19 protein-coding genes and 1 other RNA gene are annotated in these 19652 nt (G+C 44.8%); 12 read left to right on the forward strand and 8 right to left on the reverse strand.

From position 1 onward, the window contains the following. Positions 1-183 precede the first annotated feature (183 nt). The gene (gene dnaK / locus AACQ21_RS05215; protein ID WP_013857431.1) at positions 184-2091 is read right to left on the reverse strand and encodes a molecular chaperone DnaK; all 1908 of its coding nucleotides are present in this window, start codon (positions 2089-2091) and stop codon (positions 184-186) included. 344 nt (positions 2092-2435) lie between these two features. Beyond that, positions 2436-3035: a nucleotide exchange factor GrpE gene (gene grpE / locus AACQ21_RS05220; RefSeq protein WP_038148829.1), complete on the reverse strand. Its 600-nt coding sequence runs from the start codon at positions 3033-3035 to the stop codon at positions 2436-2438. Positions 3036-3177: 142 nt separating this feature from the next. Between grpE and nadK the strand changes: the two genes are divergently transcribed. The 4 genes from nadK to bamE all read left to right on the forward strand — a co-directional run bounded on the left by nadK (position 3178) and on the right by bamE (position 8616). After that, positions 3178-4062 (forward strand): NAD(+) kinase, encoded by an 885-nt coding sequence (nadK, locus tag AACQ21_RS05225; protein WP_013857433.1) that lies wholly within the window; start codon positions 3178-3180, stop codon positions 4060-4062. 635 nt (positions 4063-4697) lie between these two features. Then, a complete protein-coding gene (tnaA, locus tag AACQ21_RS05230) occupies positions 4698-6116 on the forward strand; it encodes a tryptophanase (RefSeq protein WP_105977351.1) in 1419 nt (472 codons plus the stop codon). A gap of 331 nt (positions 6117-6447) precedes the next feature. Next, entirely contained in the window at positions 6448-8112 is a 1665-nt protein-coding gene (recN, locus tag AACQ21_RS05235; RefSeq protein WP_105977352.1) for a DNA repair protein RecN, read from the forward strand. Positions 8113-8256: 144 nt separating this feature from the next. Next, on the forward strand, positions 8257-8616 hold the full coding sequence (gene bamE, locus AACQ21_RS05240) for an outer membrane protein assembly factor BamE (protein WP_026027472.1): 360 nt from the start codon (positions 8257-8259) through the stop codon (positions 8614-8616). A 111-nt stretch (positions 8617-8727) separates the two neighbouring features. On the opposite strand, the gene AACQ21_RS05245 is transcribed toward bamE, so the two are convergent. Continuing rightward, complete coding sequence (locus tag AACQ21_RS05245) at positions 8728-9030, reverse strand: RnfH family protein (protein WP_105977353.1); 303 nt, start codon at positions 9028-9030, stop codon at positions 8728-8730. Then, positions 9030-9461, reverse strand: coding sequence for an SRPBCC family protein (locus AACQ21_RS05250; protein WP_013857438.1), 432 nt, complete (start codon positions 9459-9461; stop codon positions 9030-9032). The genes AACQ21_RS05245 and AACQ21_RS05250 overlap by 1 nt, the downstream gene beginning before the upstream one ends. Before the next feature lie 116 nt (positions 9462-9577). Between AACQ21_RS05250 and smpB the strand changes: the two genes are divergently transcribed. Beyond that, positions 9578-10063, forward strand: a complete 486-nt coding sequence (gene smpB / locus AACQ21_RS05255; protein WP_013857439.1) for an SsrA-binding protein SmpB — start codon at positions 9578-9580, stop codon at positions 10061-10063. A 67-nt stretch (positions 10064-10130) separates the two neighbouring features. Beyond that, positions 10131-10497: a transfer-messenger RNA gene (gene ssrA / locus AACQ21_RS05260) on the forward strand. 233 nt (positions 10498-10730) lie between these two features. Here the strand turns inward: ssrA and AACQ21_RS05265 are convergent. Then, a complete protein-coding gene (locus AACQ21_RS05265; protein ID WP_017047957.1) occupies positions 10731-11501 on the reverse strand; it encodes a DeoR/GlpR family DNA-binding transcription regulator in 771 nt (256 codons plus the stop codon). A gap of 267 nt (positions 11502-11768) precedes the next feature. On the opposite strand from AACQ21_RS05265, the gene ltnD reads away from it, so the two are divergent. From ltnD to AACQ21_RS05295, 6 genes are read left to right on the forward strand one after another with little or no spacing between them, the layout of a single operon-like run. Then, positions 11769-12674: an L-threonate dehydrogenase gene (ltnD, locus tag AACQ21_RS05270; protein ID WP_105977354.1), complete on the forward strand. Its 906-nt coding sequence runs from the start codon at positions 11769-11771 to the stop codon at positions 12672-12674. 2 nt (positions 12675-12676) lie between these two features. After that, a complete protein-coding gene (otnK, locus tag AACQ21_RS05275) occupies positions 12677-13933 on the forward strand; it encodes a 3-oxo-tetronate kinase (RefSeq protein WP_105977359.1) in 1257 nt (418 codons plus the stop codon). Next, positions 13930-14562 (forward strand): 3-oxo-tetronate 4-phosphate decarboxylase, encoded by a 633-nt coding sequence (otnC, locus tag AACQ21_RS05280; RefSeq protein ID WP_017047954.1) that lies wholly within the window; start codon positions 13930-13932, stop codon positions 14560-14562. The genes otnK and otnC overlap by 4 nt, the downstream gene beginning before the upstream one ends. Then, positions 14562-15338: a 2-oxo-tetronate isomerase gene (otnI, locus tag AACQ21_RS05285; protein WP_105977355.1), complete on the forward strand. Its 777-nt coding sequence runs from the start codon at positions 14562-14564 to the stop codon at positions 15336-15338. Before otnC ends, otnI begins: the two co-directional genes overlap by 1 nt. A 43-nt stretch (positions 15339-15381) precedes the next feature. Then, on the forward strand, positions 15382-16353 hold the full coding sequence (gene denD / locus AACQ21_RS05290; protein ID WP_105977356.1) for a D-erythronate dehydrogenase: 972 nt from the start codon (positions 15382-15384) through the stop codon (positions 16351-16353). After that, a complete protein-coding gene (locus AACQ21_RS05295; RefSeq protein WP_105977357.1) occupies positions 16353-17855 on the forward strand; it encodes a GntP family permease in 1503 nt (500 codons plus the stop codon). The genes denD and AACQ21_RS05295 overlap by 1 nt, the downstream gene beginning before the upstream one ends. A 201-nt stretch (positions 17856-18056) precedes the next feature. On the opposite strand, the gene AACQ21_RS05300 is transcribed toward AACQ21_RS05295, so the two are convergent. The 3 genes from AACQ21_RS05300 to AACQ21_RS05310 form a co-directional block, all read right to left on the reverse strand. Then, positions 18057-18614: a hypothetical protein gene (locus AACQ21_RS05300; RefSeq protein WP_105977358.1), complete on the reverse strand. Its 558-nt coding sequence runs from the start codon at positions 18612-18614 to the stop codon at positions 18057-18059. A 288-nt stretch (positions 18615-18902) separates the two neighbouring features. Next, positions 18903-19055: a hypothetical protein gene (locus AACQ21_RS05305; protein WP_013857464.1), complete on the reverse strand. Its 153-nt coding sequence runs from the start codon at positions 19053-19055 to the stop codon at positions 18903-18905. Positions 19056-19154: 99 nt separating this feature from the next. Next, positions 19155-19550, reverse strand: coding sequence for an ACT domain-containing protein (locus AACQ21_RS05310; protein WP_047688969.1), 396 nt, complete (start codon positions 19548-19550; stop codon positions 19155-19157). Between the last annotated feature and the right edge of the window lie 102 nt (positions 19551-19652).

Below are 19652 nucleotides of genomic sequence, written 5' to 3' on the forward strand. Positions count from 1 at the left end.
CACTGTTAGTTAGATGGACACCAATGAGTTTTCATTAATTACAGACATACGGGCGTAAGAGTTACCCCAAACGCCCGCATCATACCGTTGATTTCATTCTTCTCTTAGAGAAGTTAGGGTGGGTTAAACTCGCGAGCCACCCAACCCTAGCCCTCCCCGTTTAAAAGGAGGGAACTCAATCAATTACTTTTTGTCTTCTTTGACTTCTTCAAACTCAGCGTCAACGACATCGTCTTCTGCAGACTGTTGTTGGCCTTCACCCGCTTGTTGTGCTTGAGCTTTTTGCTGAGCGATCTCCATCAGTTTTTGAGCAGCAGCCATAAGCGCTTGAACTTTAGCGTCGATCGCTTCTTTGTCTTCACCTTTCTTCGCTTCTTCAAGCTCAGTAATGGCCGCTTCAATCTTCACTTTATCGTCAGCAGGAAGAGCATCACCCGCTTCTTCAATTTGCTTACGAGTACCGTGAATCATTTGGTCCGCTTGGTTACGTGCTGTCGCTAACTCTTCGAACTTTTTGTCCGCTTCTTTGTTTGCTTCAGCTTCTTGGACCATTTTCTCGATTTCAGCATCGCTCAAACCGCCAGACGCTTGGATAGTGATCTTCTGCTCTTTGCCTGTTTGTTTATCTTTCGCAGACACATGCAAGATACCATCCGCATCCAAGTCAAACACAACTTCAATTTGTGGCATGCCACGTGGTGCAGCTTGAATACCTTCTAGGTTAAATTGACCTAGTGATTTGTTGTACATGGCTTGCTTACGCTCACCTTGTAGAACATGGATCGTTACTGCGTTTTGGTTGTCTTCAGCGGTAGAGAATACTTGATTCGCTTTAGTTGGAATCGTTGTGTTTTTCTCAACCAGCTTAGTCATCACGCCACCCATTGTCTCGATACCGAGAGACAGAGGCGTTACGTCAAGTAGCAGTACGTCTTTTACTTCACCCGCAAGCACACCACCTTGAATGGCCGCACCAACAGCAACCGCTTCATCTGGGTTAACATCTTTACGCGCTTCTTTGCCAAAGAATTCAGCCACTTTCTTCTGAACCATAGGCATACGAGTCTGACCACCCACTAGGATAACGTCAGTAATGTCGCCGACAGACAAGTCTGCATCAGCTAGCGCCACTTTTAGTGGCTCAAGCGAACGTTGAACAAGGTCTTCCACTAGAGATTCTAGTTTCGCACGTGTCACTTTCACGTTCATGTGCTTAGGACCAGCAGCATCAGCGGTGATGTAAGGCAAGTTCACATCTGTTTGTTGCGCTGATGACAACTCAATTTTCGCTTTTTCTGCGGCTTCTTTTAGACGCTGCATCGCAAGTGGATCAGTTTTTAGGTTGATGCCTTGCTCTTTTTTGAACTCATCAACGAGATAGTTGATCATGCGGTTATCAAAGTCTTCACCACCAAGGTGTGTGTCACCGTTAGTTGCTAGAACTTCGAATGTTTTCTCGCCTTCAACTTCATCGATCTCGATGATTGAAATATCAAATGTACCACCACCAAGGTCGTATACCGCGATAACGCGATCGCCACCTTGCTTGTCCAAACCATAAGCAAGTGCAGCCGCTGTTGGTTCGTTGATGATACGTTTTACTTCAAGGCCTGCAATACGACCTGCATCTTTCGTTGCTTGACGTTGTGCATCGTTAAAGTATGCAGGAACCGTAATAACGGCACCAGTAACTGGCTCACCAAGAAAATCTTCAGCTGTTTTCTTCATTTTCTTCAGAACTTCAGCTGAAACTTGAGGAGCGGCCATTTTTTGGCCTCTTGCTTCAACCCAAGCATCGCCATTATCAGCCTTCACGATTTTGTAAGGCATGATTTCAATATCACGTTGAACTTCTTCGTCTTCAAAACGACGACCGATCAAACGCTTAATTGCAAATAGCGTATTGGTTGGGTTTGTTACCGCTTGACGTTTTGCAGGCTGACCTACTAGCGTCTCACCATCTGTATATGCAATTACCGATGCAGTTGTACGTTCACCTTCAGCGTTTTCAATAACGCGAGGTTTGTCGCCATCTAAAACAGCAACACAAGAGTTAGTAGTACCTAAGTCAATACCAATGATTTTACCCATCAGGCTATCTCCAAATAAATTCTATTTTTGTTTTATGCTACCCCCTATGTGGGGGAGGGAGAACAGGGTTTCAACCCTTACTCACAAACTAAACAAGGATGTTCGTTTCTCGTATGCCCAATAAATAAGGTCACTCAGCACCTTTTCAAGGGCAAAATTGAAAAAAGTTATGATATTTCGACTAAACAGCGTAAATAACGACTTTTTCAATCCCGAAATCACTTAGTGAAGGTTTCTATCTCGACATTAATCGATTTCGACATAAAAAAGAGAGGCGACGTACACCTCTCTTTGGCACTGAATAAATTAACGCCAATAAAGCATTTGGCTTATTTCGCAACTCTTTACTTTGATACCATGACCATCGCAGGGCGAATCACTCGGCCATTCAACTCATAGCCCTTTTGCATCACAAACATCACAGTATTAGGTTCATGATCTGGGCTCTCTTGAATTGACATTGCTTGGTGCAATTCTGGGTTGAATGTTTCGCCTTCAGGATTAATCTCTTTCAGGCCAAACTTTTCAACTACGCCAATGAAAGTTTTGTGTGTCAGTTCCACACCTTCCACCAGCGGTTTCACTACTTCGTTCTCAGCGTCAGCAGCTTGAATCGTGCGCTCTAGGTTGTCTAACACTGGCAACAACTCTTCAGCAAAACGGCTCAACGCATATTTACGCGCTTTATCGATCTCTTGCTCTGAACGGCGGCGCATATTTTCAACTTCCGCTTTCGCTCTTAGCACCGAGTCTTTTTGCTCTTGAATTTTTGCTTCGCTCGACAGTAGCGCCGCTTCTAATTGCGCAATTTGGGACTCTTTCTCATCGACTTCAACTTGTTCGTTCCAATCGATATCCGCGTCAGTACCAACGACTTCAGCTTCTTGACCCACTACTTCTTGCTGTAGTTCTTCTTCTTTGATTTTGTTTTCTTCGTTGTTCATGATATCTCCAGAATCCAACTATTTTGCGCTTAACCTCCACAGTTCAAAAAGTTAAGCACACAAAAATTCGCACAAAGGCATAACTTGCCCTTATTATGGGGATGAACAATCCTGATTCAAGCCTAATTAGTTTGGAAAATTTATGAAAAAACCATTTGAAGTGATCGCTATCATTGGAAAACCAAGAGATCAACAAGCCATTCAGACACATAAAGAGCTTTACCAATGGCTAACTTCAATGGGATATCCGGTCTTTATTGATGATCGTCTCAGCGAAATATTGGAAGGTGTACCTGCGGAACATTTCGCTAGCCTGCTTGAAATCGGCAAAAAAGCAGACCTTGCGGTTGTGGTTGGGGGCGATGGCAATATGCTCGGTGCCGCACGCGTATTATCACGCTTCGACATTTCCGTGATTGGGGTGAATCGTGGCAATTTAGGATTTTTGACCGATCTCAACCCAGAAGATTTTCAACCAAGGCTACTTGCAGTACTCAATGGCGAATATTTAGAAGAACAACGCTTCTTACTGGAAACAGAAATTCATCGCCACGGGCAAGTCAAAAGCCATAATGCAGCGCTTAATGAAGCCGTATTACACCCCGGAAAAATTGCACATATGATTGAATTTGAAGTCTATATAGATAACAGCTTCGCTTTTTCTCAACGCTCCGATGGCCTTATCGTTTCTACCCCAACGGGCTCTACCGCTTATTCACTTTCTGGCGGCGGGCCGATTTTATCCCCCAGTTTAAACGCCATTACACTGGTTCCCATGTTCCCGCATACCCTTTCAAGCCGCCCCTTAGTTGTGGATGGCAACCGCCAGATAAAACTGCTGGTTTCGCCTGATAATCGCGGAACACAGGAAGTTAGCTGCGATGGACAAGTATCCCTACCGGTTTCCCCCGGTGATGAAGTGCATATTTACCAAAGCCCAAATATTCTAAAGCTCATTCATCCTAAAGATTACAGCTACTATCACGTGTTAAGAAAGAAACTGGGTTGGTCGAGTAAATTGTTTTAAACCAACCTCTTCACCTTCTATTGACTGTCGACCTCGATTAATAATATCGAGGTCTTTTTTACAGGGAATCATTAATATTTAATGGGTTTTAAAATTTCTATTTATTTTCCATCATAAATTTACTTATCCTATAGCTGATTATTTGTGAGCCATGATTTGTTCCATATTCAAGTTAAGGACTTCGATCACAATTATTATTTCTATCAATTTACTTACTGATCAACTTGGTTAAGAATCGTTCCATCAGTCAACCAGCTATAACTCACAACGGATTTAGATATGAGTAAAAATCTAAAAATTCAAGATAAGTTATGGTCAAGCTCCCTAGCTTGGTACACGCACGACTATCAAATCTCAATTTTACCATCTTTTGCACACGCCTAACCTGCTTGGTTGTTTCTGCATTCTTTCGAATCCATTAAACAATCAGCATCAACACTAAATCTATTTATATCGTTTTTCGATGCTTGCATTCATCTTTATTAATTTAAAGTTGTTGCTTGGTTATTCTCAAATAGATTTATTTCACTCGAATTTTATCGCTAATTATTTGGCGCGATATTTTGCACTCTAAATATATAAAGGGTGTTAACTAATATCGCCTGACGAAATTTAAATTATTCAAAGGTATTATCATGGAAAACTTTAAACACTTACCAGAACCCTTCCGCATTCGTGTTGTTGAACCAGTAAAACGTACAACACGTGAATATCGCGAAGAGGCCATCCTTAAAGCGGGTATGAACCCATTCCTTATCGATAGTGACGATGTATTTATTGACCTTCTCACTGACAGCGGCACAGGCTCTATTACTCAAAGAATGCAAGCAGCAATGCTAATGGGTGACGAAGCTTACAGTGGCAGCCGCAGCTACTATGCGCTGGCGAATGCGGTAAAAGATATCTTCGGTTATGAGTTGACTATCCCAACTCACCAAGGCCGTGGTGCAGAGCAAATCTATATTCCTGTTCTAATTAAAAAGCGTGAGCAAGAAAAAGGCCTCGATCGTTCAAAAATGGTAGCGCTGTCTAACTACTTCTTCGACACCACTCAAGGTCACACTCAGGTTAACTGTTGTGTGGCGAAAAACGTCTATACCGAAGATGCGTTCGATACGTCTGTCAATGCAGATTTCAAAGGTAACTTTGACATCGCGAAACTTGAAATGGCGATTGAAGAAGTAGGACCTGCGAACGTACCTTACATTGTCAGCACGATTACTTGTAACTCTGCCGGTGGTCAGCCTGTCTCTATCGCTAACTTAAAAGCGGTATACGAGATTGCTCAACGCTACGATATTCCTGTCATCATGGACTCTGCGCGTTTTGCTGAGAATGCTTACTTTATTCAGCAACGCGAACCGGGTTATCAAAATTGGACTATCGAAGAAATCACTCGTGAAACCTATAAATACGCAGATGGTTTAGCCATGTCTGCTAAGAAAGATGCAATGGTTCAAATGGGCGGTCTGTTGTGTTTCAAAGATGAATCGATGATGGACACTTACACGGAATGCCGCACGCTTTGTGTGATTCAAGAAGGTTTCCCTACTTATGGTGGTCTTGAAGGTGGTGCAATGGAGCGTCTTGCTGTCGGTCTATACGATGGCATGCGTCAAGACTGGCTAGAGTACCGTATCGGCCAGGTTCAGTACCTTGTTGATGGCCTAGAAGCCATTGGGGTTGTGTGTCAGCAGGCTGGCGGCCACGCAGCATTCGTCGATGCAGGTAAACTCTTACCTCATATCCCTTCGCATCAATTCCCAGCTCATGCTTTGGCCTGTGAACTCTACAAAGTAGCCGGTATTCGTGCGGTGGAAATCGGTTCGTTACTATTAGGACGTGATCCTGCAACGGGTAAACAACACCCTTGTCCTGCTGAGTTGTTACGCCTAACCATTCCTCGTGCTACTTACACTCAAACGCACATGGACTTCGTTATCGAAGCATTTGGGAAAGTAAAAGAGAATGCCCACAACGTGAAGGGACTCGATTTCACCTACGAGCCACAAGTGCTACGCCACTTCACAGCCCGTCTAAAGGAAGTTGAATAATCACTAACTAAAGCGCGCCTAATTGGCGCGCTATTTCCTTCTAAATTGAGCAAAACAAAATCTATAAATTTAGCGGGCTTTTTTTTGTGAACTTCGTCAAACTATTTAATGAACATTTAATGATCAATTCAAAACTAATTAACCTCATCGAATGAAGTAAAATTCACTAGAAAGCCAGAGCTATCAAGCAACATAAATCACTTCCTGTCGCATGCACTAAACTCAGAGCAGTTTCCAATACTCATAGTTTTCTGACAGGCATCTTTACTGTATAAAAAAACAGTTTATACTGTTCACTTATACAGTATTGTTTGATTATATAGGTACAGAAATGCTGGCTCATTTAAGTGTGAATAATTTTGCTATCGTTAAATCATTGCAGTTAGAGCTTTCCAAAGGAATGACTACCATTACTGGCGAAACCGGTGCGGGTAAATCCATTGCAATTGACGCGCTCAGTTTATGTCTTGGTGGCCGTGCGGAAGCAGGAATGGTCAGACAGGGTGAAGAAAAAACCGAAGTCAGCGCCGCCTTTATTTTGGACAATAACCTCAACGCCACGCGCTGGTTGGAAGACAATGACTTGCTCGACCAAAAAGAGTGTATTTTACGCCGAATCATCACCAAAGATGGCCGCTCTCGTGCCTTCATCAATGGCAGCCCTGTGCCTCTTTCACAACTCAAAGCTCTAGGTCAATTACTGATCAACATTCACGGTCAACACGCCCATCATCAACTCATGAAAAGTGAGTATCAAATGAGCATGCTGGACCAATACGCAGGTCACGTGAATCTTGTCAAAGAGACACGCTTAGCCTACCAAATGTGGCGTCAAGCAGATAACCAGCTAAATCAACTCAAAGAAAATAGTCAACAAAACCAAGCTCAAGTTCAACTGCTGGAATATCAAATCAAAGAGCTCAATGAATTGGCGATTGGTGAAGAAGAGTTCACCGAACTCGAACAAGAACACAGACGTTTAGCCAACAGTGGCGAGCTTGCTACCACTTGCCAGCAAGCCATTGAACTTATTTATGAGGGGCAAGAAGTCAATGCGCTAAGTTTGCTGCAGTCAGCCAACCACGCCTTGCTTGAACTGGCCGAGTTAGATGAAAAACTTGCCACCTTACCCAACATGGTGGCAGAAGCCATCATCCAACTCGAAGAAGCCAACAGTGAACTGCGAAACTATTTAGATAGTATCGATGTCGATCCTGAACGCATGGCTTATGTAGAAGAGCGTTATTCTAAGGTGATGTCGATATCGCGCAAGCACTATATCGCACCTGAAACGCTTTACCACCACCACCAAGATCTGCTGAAACAGATAGAACAACTTGACTGCTCTGAAGATAAATTACAAGAACTGGAAAGTAACGTTGCCAAACAGTATCAGCAGTTTGCAACCTGTGCCGACAAACTGCATAAGTCTCGTAGCCGTTACGCGAAAGAGCTAGATAAATTAATCACCAATAGCATGCACGAACTGAGCATGGAAAAAGCCAAGTTCTGCATCGAAGTTAATCATGAAACAACGCATCCATCACCACTGGGTTTTGACACAGTAACTTTCTTAGTCTCAACCAACCCAGGTCAACCGCTGCAGCCTATCGCTAAAGTCGCGTCAGGCGGAGAACTATCACGGATATCTCTAGCAATCCAAGTGATCACCGCTCAAAAAGTAGATACTCCTAGCCTTATTTTTGATGAGGTCGATGTCGGTATCAGTGGCCCGACAGCAGCGGTAGTCGGAAAAATGCTAAGAACATTAGGTGAATCAACTCAAGTACTGTGTGTGACTCACTTACCACAAGTGGCAGGCTGCGGGCACCAACAACTGTTTGTCAGCAAGCAAGCCAAAGCAGGAAAGACAGAAACACAAATGAAACGGTTAGACAATGAACAACGCGTCGCTGAACTTGCTCGCCTTTTAGGAGGTAGCCAAATCACCGAATCTACCCTTGCTAACGCGAAAGAGCTGTTGATCGCCGCCTAAGCTGACATTTTTCTTTTTAGGTTTGCAACCAAACTCAAAATTTGCAGTCTCAACTAGCTCGTAGCTCAGTCTATTTTTTACTTCTGCTGCGAGCTTGTTTATTATCAGTCCAGTTTTACGACCTATTGGCAAAGAATTTTGAATATGCAGTTAAAAAAGTGGTTAATCGCAGTCCCTTTAGCAATGACAATGCTGACTGGATGCTCTTTATTAGAAAAACTCGTTTATCGTATTGATATTAACCAAGGCAACTACGTTGAACAGCAAGCCGTCGATCAACTCAAGTTCGGTATGAGCAAAGAACAGGTTAGGTTTGTCATGGGGTCGCCGATGCTTATTGAAAACGGTTATCCCGATACTTGGTATTACATTTATCACCACACGGAAGGCCACAAAGAATCGATACAGAAAAACCTGATTGCGACATTTAATACCGCAGGTGCTTTGATGGAAATCAGTGGCGACTACCCTCCTAGCGAACGGTTTTTTGAAGGCGTAAACTGAACGAAAACACGTTCAAACAAATGATACCCAAAGTGCACCTCACAATGAGTGACACTAACGGACAGGGCTCATAACGAGCCCTTTATCTTGCACCCAATACCGCAGCAACGTTTACAGTTGCGCTTTTGCCTGCTCGGCTCTCTTGCGACGGATCTCTTTAGGATCGGCCAATAACGGACGATAAATTTCAATGCGATCACGGTCTCTGACCGTCGAATCTAGCTTAACGTTACGACTAAAAATCCCGACCTTATTTTTTGATAAATCAATCTCTGGATAGAGCTCAAGCACACCGGACTGTTGAATTATCGTTTCGACGGTTGAGTTTTTGTCTACCACCAAATTCAGTACTCTTTGCTCATGAGGCAATGCATAGACTACCTCAACATGGATCATCTCAGATTCAATACTCATTACTGATACACCTGTTTCGCTCGTTTGGTAAATGCGTTAACCATATTACTGGTCAATTCATTGAATATCTTGCCAAAAGCCAATTCCACCATTTTGCTCGAAAATTCAAACTCCAGTTTAAGTTCAACCTTGCAGGCCTGTTCATCAAGTGCAGTAAAATACCAACCGCCTTTTAAAGCCTTAAAAGGACCATCGACCAAATTCATCAAAATAGCTTCACTGGCCACCAACACATTCGACGTTGTGAACGTCTTACTTATCCCTGCCTTTGAAACATCCACCGAAGCCACCATCGACAAATCGGAAGATTCAATAACGCGAGAACCAGAACAACCTGGCAAAAATTCAGGATAACGAGCAACGTCATTCACGAGATTAAACATTTGTTCTGCACTAAAAGACACTAAAGCAGAACGACTGACTTGCTTCATATTCTCTCCTCATCACCACCGAAAAAGTCTGGTGTGTAACAATTTTACTTTTATTCTTATCCTACGCAAATAAAAGGATTTCCTAAGCTCAAACCAAGCCGTATAATGCCGCCACTATGGTAAAGAAAAAATCAAACTCAAAAGCAGGTAGCAATACCATTGCTGTAAATAAAAAAGCTCGCCACGAATACTTTATCGAAGATGAAGTAGAAGCTGGCATGGAGCTCCAAGGCTGGGAAGTCAAATCTCTTCGTCAAGGCAAAGCGAATATCGCAGAAAGCTACGTTTTCATGCGAGACGGAGAAGCCTTTGTTTCCGGAATGACAATAACGCCACTGCAGCAAGCATCCACTCACGTGGTTGCCAACCCAACTCGCGTGCGCAAGCTGTTAATCAGCCGCCGTGAACTGGATAACCTTTATGGACGCATCAACCGTGAAGGCATGACACTTATCGCACTATCACTGTATTGGTCTCGCTCTTGGGTGAAAATCAAAATTGGTGTAGCGAAAGGTAAAAAACTGCATGACAAACGTGATGATTTAAAAGAAAAAGATTGGGCAAGAGAGAAAGCACGCGTAATGAAGAGCTCATTGCGTTAATCTTGACCACTTAGACGCAGAAAGCTAGACAGACAAAGGTTTTCTGGTAGTATGCGTCAACACACTTGGGGCTGATTCTGGATTCGACGGGAATTTTGCAGTCTGAGGTGCATGCCGTGGGGCGGTTTGCCACGTTAAAAGCCGCAAAAAAATAGTCGCAAACGACGAAAACTACGCACTAGCAGCTTAATAACCTGCCAAGAGCCTTTCTGCCCTAGCTTCCGCTCGTAAGACGGGGAACAACAGAGAGTCAAAACCAAACAAGCTCGTGCCGCGTCTCCCGCCTGAGAGACAAAGCATTAAAACTAATTCAGGATAGCCATTAGATAGCGTGTCGGTTCGCAGTTTGATGGTGAAATTAAAGATCGAATAAGCATGTAGTACCAATGATGAATGATTTTCGGACGCGGGTTCAAATCCCGCCAGCTCCACCAAATCATAGTTTAAAGACGTCCTAGGGCGTCTTTTTTCTTGCTCGCAATAACGTAAAATCAACAACTTAGCATCCAACAACGTCCAATGCGATTTCATAGCAGCTTTGATTTTTAGGTACACTACAAGGTACACTGATTTTATCGTGTTAATCTGGTGTACCCATCATGGCAAAAAACACAGTAAAGCTGACAGATAAAGAGCTCAAAGCCCCCAAAAATCTTCAGGCCTACGCCTAACAAACTTCATTACCGATCAACACCTGAATACCTTTATCTTCCAATTCCTGGCGCACACTGACAGGAAATGAAGCATCTGTGATGACCGCATCAAAACTTTGAATATCGAGGGCATGAAAGGTGGCTATTTTGCCATATTTTGATGAGTCAGAGACCAAAATCACTTTCTGTGCAGCCACAGACACTGCCTTTTTAACACTCACTTTCGGCTCACTAGGCGTTGAAATGCCACGTAAATTCCAAGAGGAGGTCGAAACAAACGCTACATCGATATTCATTCCCGACAAAAAGTCGGACACTTTACTACCAACACTTGATAGGTTCTCACGATCAACTCGCCCCCCTGTGTGGTAAAGATCACTTTTACTGTGATGGATAAGATAAGTCGCAATCACAAAATCATTGGTAATAAACAGTAGATCATCACGCATGGCGAGTTGATGAGCGATTTCCAATGTCGTAGTACCCGCATCAAGATAGACAGTGGAATTCTTAAGCACTAATTGACTAGCTATATGGCCAATCGCGACTTTCTCGCTGGCATGCTGCATCACTTTGGCATCGTGGGAAGGTTCCTGATGCAACACAGTCGTAAGCTGCACACCGCCTGAAACCGACAATACCTTACCCAATTTTTCGAGCTTAACAATATCGCGACGAATGGTCATATGCGACACATTCAACTGTTCAACCAGCTCGTTGATGCTGATAACTTCATGTTGTGAAAGTAGTGACAGAATAGTTTTGTGACGTTCTGCTGGAATCATAATGACTTAGCGGTATGTGATAAGTGCATTCATATTATCAGCCATCAACCGCGGTGTGAAGTTGCGTTAACTATTGTGAAATAAAGCGTTTCTCGGCCACAGAACCGGAGGAATAGCATGTAAATAGCTGGCTATCTTCCATATCATCACCATCAATTGTTAACTTTTGTGACGAAACGCACGAGACAAGCAGGAGAAATTCACATACAATCACAATAAATAACAACAATTAACATTTCAAATGCACATTTAGCGCGAGATAAGTATATGGATAATCAAACAGTTAAATCGGTCGCTGTCATTGGGTTAGGCTCTATGGGAATGGGCGCAGCGAAATCCTGTATTCGCGCCGGACTCGATGTATACGGCGTTGACCTCAATCCAGTGGCGCAAGAAACGCTGAGCAGCTACGGTGCGAAAGCCGTATCTAGCAACGCAAATCAATTTGCCAACGAACTCGATGCGGTTCTATTGCTGGTGATCAATGCTAAGCAAGTCAAATCGATATTATTCGATTCAGGCCTAGCCGCCAGCCTCAAATCAGGCACCACCGTCATGGTATCTGCCACTATCTCAGCCCAAGATGCCAAAGAGATTGAAGCGGGGTTGAACATACACAATTTGCTGATGCTGGATGCGCCGGTTTCTGGCGGCGCAGTCAAAGCAGAAGCAGGTGAAATGACCATCATGGCATCCGGTAGCGTAGAAGCCTTCGCAAAACTGGCTCCTGTGCTAAAGGCGACTGCACGAAAAGTTTATAACATCGGTACCGAAATCGGCTTGGGCGCGACGGTAAAAATCATTCACCAGTTGCTGGCAGGCATACACATTGCCGCAGGTGCAGAAGCAATGGCACTGGCCGCACGTGCCAATATTCCTCTCGATCTGATGTACGACGTAGTGACTAATGCCGCAGGTAACTCTTGGATGTTTGAGAACCGCATGAGGCATGTAGTAGACGGCGACTACTCGCCAAAATCCATGGTCGATATCTTTGTTAAAGACCTCAATCTGGTCGCGAATACCGCACAAGATCTGAAATTCCCGCTACCGCTAGCGAGGACTGCACTCAACATGTTTACCTCTGCCAGCAACGCCGGTTTTGGTAAAGAAGACGATAGCGCCGTGATTAAGATTTTTGACGGCATCAACTTACCTGGTGTGGAGAAATAATGATGTTACTTGGAGTGATTGCCGACGATTTTACTGGCGCTACTGATATTGCTGGCTTTCTGGTTGAGAACGGCATGCACACAGTGCAGCTTAACGGGGTACCGACGAACGACACACAAGTGGATGCTGATGCGGTCGTGATCAGCCTTAAATCTCGCTCATGCCCGACAGAGCAAGCTGTCAGCCAATCTCTGGCCGCTCTGCGCTGGTTAAAGGCTCAAGGTTGTCAGCAGTTTTACGTCAAATACTGCTCAACCTTTGATAGCACAGAGCAAGGCAACATCGGCCCAGTGACCGATGCTTTGCTGGACGAGCTGAACGAAACCTTCACCATCGTCTGCCCAGCACTACCGATTAATGGGCGCACCGTATTCAACGGCCATCTGTTCGTACTGGGTGAGCCGCTAAATGAATCGGGAATGCGCCATCACCCGCTAACACCGATGACCGATTCCAGCGTTGTGCGTTTGATGAAACGTCAGTCACAAGGCGAATGTGGTCTGGTGAATTATCAAACCATTGAGCAAGGCGCAGAGGCCGTAATAGAACGTTTTGCACAGTTGCAAAATGAAGGTAAACGCTACGCGGTGGTGGATGCAATTAACAGCGCTCATCTGATTACACTTGGTCAGGCCGTTAAATCACTCAAACTGATTACCGGCGGTTCAGGCCTCGCCGCAGGTATCGCCCAGAACTGGGCCGACAAACTGACCGAGCAAAACGAAAGCAAATCAGCAGGCTTCCCGGAGCGCGCCCACAGCGTGGTGCTTTCTGGTTCTTGCTCAGTGATGACCAATCAACAAGTCGCCCACTATCAAACTCTAGCACCGCACTTTGCAGTCGATGTGGATGCATGTTTACACGATGAGCACTACGTGCAAAAGGTTTTTAACTGGGTAACTAAGCAGCTTGATGGAAACTACGCACCAATGGTGTATGCCACCGCAGATCCAGACAAACTTAAAGCCATTCAAGCGCAATATGGCGCGGCGGCATCGAGCGAAGCGGTGGAGCAGTTTTTCAGCCAGCTTGCACACCAGTTGCAAGAGTTTGGGGTGAAGAACTTTATCATTGCTGGCGGCGAAACGTCCGGCACAGTGACCCAAAGCCTAGGCGTCACAGGTTTTCACATCGGACCGCAAATTACACCGGGCGTACCTTGGGTCAAATCCATCGACGGTTCACTGTCGCTAGCACTTAAGTCAGGTAACTTCGGCAATGAACGGTTCTTCGAAAAAGCGCAGGATTTTTATCTATGACAGAACAACAACTCAGAGCACAGATGGTCAGTCTAGCACGTTCGATGTTCGAACGTGGTTATGCCACCGGCGGTGCAGGTAATCTATCGCTGAAACTGCCTAACGGCCATTTTCTTGCCACGCCTACTGGCTCTTCCTTTGGTCGTTTAATCGCAGAGGAACTGTCGGTGGTGGACATCGACGGTCACCAACTTTCCGGTAAGCGCGCGTCAAAAGAGATTGCCTTTCATTTGGCAATTTACCGCAACAACCCGAAATGCAACGCGATTGTACACCTGCATTCAACGTACCTGACGGCGTTATCGTGCCTCGACAACCTTGATACAGAAAACGCCATTCGCCCCTTTACGCCTTACTACGTGATGCGTATTGGTCAGTTACCTGTGATTCCGTATCTGCGTCCGGGAGAGCCGCGTATTGCAGAAGAGCTGGCTAAACACGCCGCCGATTACCGAGCATTCTTACTGGCTAACCATGGCCCTGTCATCACAGGTAACGATTTAGAAGATGCGGTGGATAACGCTGAAGAGCTAGAAGAGACCGCCAAACTTATGTTTTTACTCAATAACCACCCAATTCGCTACCTCACCGAAGCGGAAGTGGAAGACCTGAAAGGGAGAGGGAAATAATGGCTAAATTTGCTGCTAATCTCACCATGCTATTTACCGAGGTGCCCTTTTTAGAGCGCTTTGAACAAGCACACCGCGCAGGCTTTAAGGCGATCGAATTTCTGTTTCCTTATGTGTTCGAACCACAAGTGCTAGCAACAAAACTAGCGCAGTACGACTTTGAACAAGCGCTGTTCAATATGCCTCCCGGCGACTGGGATGCGGGCGAAAAAGGCTTCGCTGCCCTACCGGGACGCGAGCAAGAGTTCAAACAAAGCGTTGCCACCGCACTGATGTACGCCAAAGCACTTAATTGCAAAAAAGTGCACGCCATGTCAGGAATCATCGACTCGGCACACAGCATGCAACAACATATAGACACCTTTATCGCCAATATTCGTTATGCCGCAGATGCGTTCGCCAGACACGGGATTGATGTACTAATTGAACCGCTTAACAACCGCGATGTACCAAACTATTTCATCGCTCACCAGCGCCGTGCGGTTGAATTGATTCAGAGAGTGAACCGGCCGAACGTGAAACTGCAACTGGACCTATACCACGCGCAGATCATGGATGGCGATCTGGATGTCCTGATCCACGAATTGGCACCGTTTATCGGCCACATTCAAATCGCATCAGTGCCACACCGTAATGAACCAAGCGACGGCGAAATCAACTATCCGTACCTATTCGATGTACTAGATAACTCCGGTTACAACGGCTGGATTGGGTGCGAATACAAACCTAGAACCACCACAGAACAAGGCTTGGGCTGGGTTAAACCTTATTTATAACACTCAATAACAATAATGAAATTCAGACGACAAGGACACGCGTATGAACATCGTAATTACAGGTGGTGCCGGATTTCTGGGCACGATGCTGACTCAAACCCTACTTAAGCAATATTCTCACTTGATTCAATCGTTGACGGTTGTCGATCGCGTAGAACCCAGCATCGCCATCACTCAAGATCCACGAGTCAGTGCAGTCGTGGCTGATATCACCGACCCACAACAAATCGCTACATTTATCGTCCCTGAGACGACTCATGTTTTCCATCTTGCTGCGATTGTCTCTAGTCATGCAGAACAAGATTTCGATCTTGGAATAAAAGTTAACTTAACAGCAACACAATTGATGCTAGAACAGTGTCGCCAAGTCAATCCAGATATACGCTTTGTGTTTTCCAGTTCACTGGCGGTGTTTGGTGGAAAATTGCCAGAGGTCGTAACGCCAATGACAGCGACTCAGCCAAGCTCTTCATACGGCACACAAAAAGCGATGGGTGAGCTACTGGTCAATGACTATGGCCGCAAAAACTTGGTCGATGCTATCAGCGTTCGTCTACCAACGATTTGCATCCGTCCTGGCGTGCCAAATCAGGCCGCTTCATCTTTCGTCAGCGGAATAATTCGTGAGCCACTTAAAGGTGAACAATCCAACTGCCCCGTCGACCTTGATTTAGGTCTATGGATATCGAGCCCTGAAACCGTGATTCAAAATATTATTCACGCCAGTCAACTTGAACGAGCCTCTATCCAAGGTTATCGAACGTTCAACCTACCTGGAATCAAGGTCACACCGCGGGTCATGCTCTCCGTAATGGCCGAGCAAGTAAGCTCATCGCGCACCAAGCTCGTGACCGTAAAGAAAGACAAAGCAGTTGAAGCGATAGTGGCCAGTTGGCCTCAATCGATTGATAACACATACGAACTCAACCTTGGCTTTAGTGCCGATGCCGATTTCAATACCGTATTGTCTCGCTACATTAACACCAACCCAATTAGTGAAATGGAGGACGCATAATGTTATCGATTTCTGTTATCGGCCTGATCATCGCGGTATTCGTTCTGATATTTCTGGTACTGCGAACACGTGTGCATGTGTTGATTGCAATGCTTGCTGCTGCCTGTATCGCGGGCTTAATCGGCGGATTAAACGTGAACGAAACCATGTCAGCGATCAGCAAAGGATTTGGCGGTACCTTAGGTGGTATCGGTATTGTGATTGGACTTGGCGTTATGATGGGCGCTATTCTGGAAACCTCTGGCGCGGGTGAATCTATTGCCTATCACTTCATTAAATGGTTGGGCAAGCGTAAGGAAGAGCTGGCTTTGGCGATTACCGGATACATTGTCAGTATCCCTGTCTTTGTCGACAGTGCTCTGATCATTCTTTACCCGATTGCTAAATCTCTGGCGAAGACATCTCAACGTTCCATTCTCACACTCACGGTCGCTTTAGCAGGTGGCCTTGTGGTGGCTCACCACTGTATTCCGCCCACACCAGGCCCCTTGGGTGTCGCAAGCATCTTCGGTGTTGATATCGCCTCAATGCTGGGTTTTGGTCTGATCATCGCCTTACCATCTGTTGCTGGAATTGTGATGTATGCGCGTTGGTTAGAGAAACATTTCCCGGAGTACACAGCACCGGTAACTTTCGCTAAAGAGCCAGAAGAGCAGCAAAAAGTTCACGCTGACTATATGGCATCAAAATCATCAAAAGCACTACCTTCTCTGACTAAATCAATCATGCCAATCGCAGTGCCGATTCTGCTGATTCTAGTTAATTCGCTGACACAACTTGCAGAAAAACAACTAGGGCTAACGGGACTTAGCGCCAGTTTTGTAGGGCAAGCAATACAGTTCCTCGGCCACCCAATTATTGCCTTGTCGATCAGTACATTATTGGCTGTTTATACCTTGACTCCTTACTTGGATAAAGAAAAAACTACCGCCAAATTGGAGGAAGGTATTTCAACTTCAGGGATTATCCTTCTCGTGACTGGTGCAGGAGGTGCTTTAGGCAACGTACTGCGTGAATCTGGTGCTGGTGCTGAGATCGCTAATCAGATCGCCTCTCTTTCTATCTCACCGATTATGATCCCGTTTATTATCGCAACCTTGGTTAGAATAATTCAGGGCAGTGGCACAGTTTCAATGATTACGGCTGCTTCAATTTCTGCGCCAGTCCTTGCAGAAATTCAAGACGTAAACATGCTGTTTGCAGCTTCCGCCGCCACAATGGGCAGCCTATTTGCAGGGTATTTCAACGACAGTCTGTTCCATATAGTAAACAGACTTATGGGCGTAACCGAGGTTCGTAAACAACTGGTAATTTGGACCATTCCAACCACTATTGCTTGGGCGATTGGTGGCACGTTAATCATGACACTTAACCTAATATTTGGCAGTTCAGGATCCGTTTATGACCCACTGTTTCCGCTACTGGTCCTAGGTTGGTGTCTCTATTTTGTGAGATCACAAAGTCGATCATCGAGTCAGGTAGCGACCCAACCCCCTTGCTAATTGCATCAAAACCCCTTTTTATTAAGGGGTTTTCTTATCTTACGATGTGAGACAGGTACACGAACTTCCTGCTTTAGTTCATAACCTTCTCTATTCTCAACATTGAACCAACCACCTGACTTATCTAAATATCACTTTAAGCATAATGAAATGCAACATTCCATGCATTTTCAGTTAGTTACAGACAATATAAACACATATTTAGGCATTCGTTTGTTGCTGATGGGTAGCGACTGTCGTGAGTTTATCGGCACGGAAAAGCTTGTAAGCCATAATACCAATAACCAACGCTTTGATAATCATCATTTGTGGGTTACCGAAATAGGCAGCCATACCAACAAACCCCGATAAGAACATGAGCAAACGGAACCTTTTCAGGTCAGTCATATACAGCGCCAACAAAATTAACGCGAGATCGCCAAACTGCAAGGCTTCGGCAAGTGTGGGGTTATTGATAAAGCTGCTTACGGCCACATAAGCAATATAAAGAATGCCGCTCGCCATCAAAGCCGCAGCAGAATTGATCACCATTTTGCTGGTGTTAGTAAAATCTTTCACATATCGATAGGCGTTAATGGCACCAACCGACAGGTTAAGGATCACTTTAGGCCACCAACCCATCAAAATTGCCCAAGCAATGTCATTCGCAGCCGAAGCAAAAGCAGCATAGCGTGTAAACTTCATCGAATTAAAAACGGTAAGTGATATATAGAATGCGACAGATGTCCATCCTAATACTTCGCGTAATATATCAAGCAAAATATGGTCTCTTTTTACATAGAATCATCATCCACAACAATGAAACTATCTGCTACTAATAAGGCCAGTAGTGGTTTATAAACCCACCACCTAGCCGTTGGGCGCAGGATAATATCACGGCATTCGGTATAAATCCTAGAAAAGACTCTTATCAATACACGCTTATTCTCGAAAATATGTTTCTCAATTTTGGAAACAAAACTGCAAACTCAACAAACGCATCACCACTCCCCTTTTGACACATTCAATCATCCCTGAATGAAAATTAACTGACGTACGCTAACTCATTCAGCGAGGAGAACGAACCGCAACAACTTTCGTCTCAATCAACTGGTAACGAATCCCAGCTTGGTCAAACGACTGGCGCAGCGCCGTTAAATTCCGGTGATAGGTCACTTGCCGACCAGACGCCGTCTTCACTTTCATTACCATATTACTCATACACTTATCCTCTACACTTAACCGATTGGTTGCATCAAACTATGCTATTTTGAATATTTATCACCAAACAACTTGGAGTTGCAGGTAGCAAGGAAATCATTATTGTGCGAACTCTTTGAGTGCCGCCATCGCCTTTTCTGCCTTCTCTTTTTGTACAAAAATATGATCATGATAATAGCCCGCAATCACATTAGCGCTGATGCCATACGAAGCTAGCTTAGTTGCAAAAGCGGCCGTTAAACCCACCGCCTCTAAACTTGAATGAACCGTCAGCGTAATTAAGCTGAATACCGATTCAAAATCGAGCTGCGCCGCAATGGCCTTTTGCTGCTCAACGACCAAGGTCAGCCCTTCACGCTCTTGAAATGTCGCCACGGGTTCTAAATGCAAATAATCGGCTAATGCCCCTTGCACAGTACAAAACACATAACTTCCGCCCACCAACTCGGGTGACATGGATTGCAGTAAAACCTCTAAATCAGTAATCGCTGTCATATTTTTCTTTCTCATTCAAATTGAAGCCGAAGTGCAGAGTAAAGCCCTCTGTGGAATAAGTGAAATTAATAATATTAATTAGTGATTAATTATTCTTATAAC

The organism is Vibrio sp. V01_P9A10T6, assembly GCF_963877065.1.
GTDB classification, from domain to species: Bacteria; Pseudomonadota; Gammaproteobacteria; order Enterobacterales; family Vibrionaceae; genus Vibrio; species Vibrio anguillarum.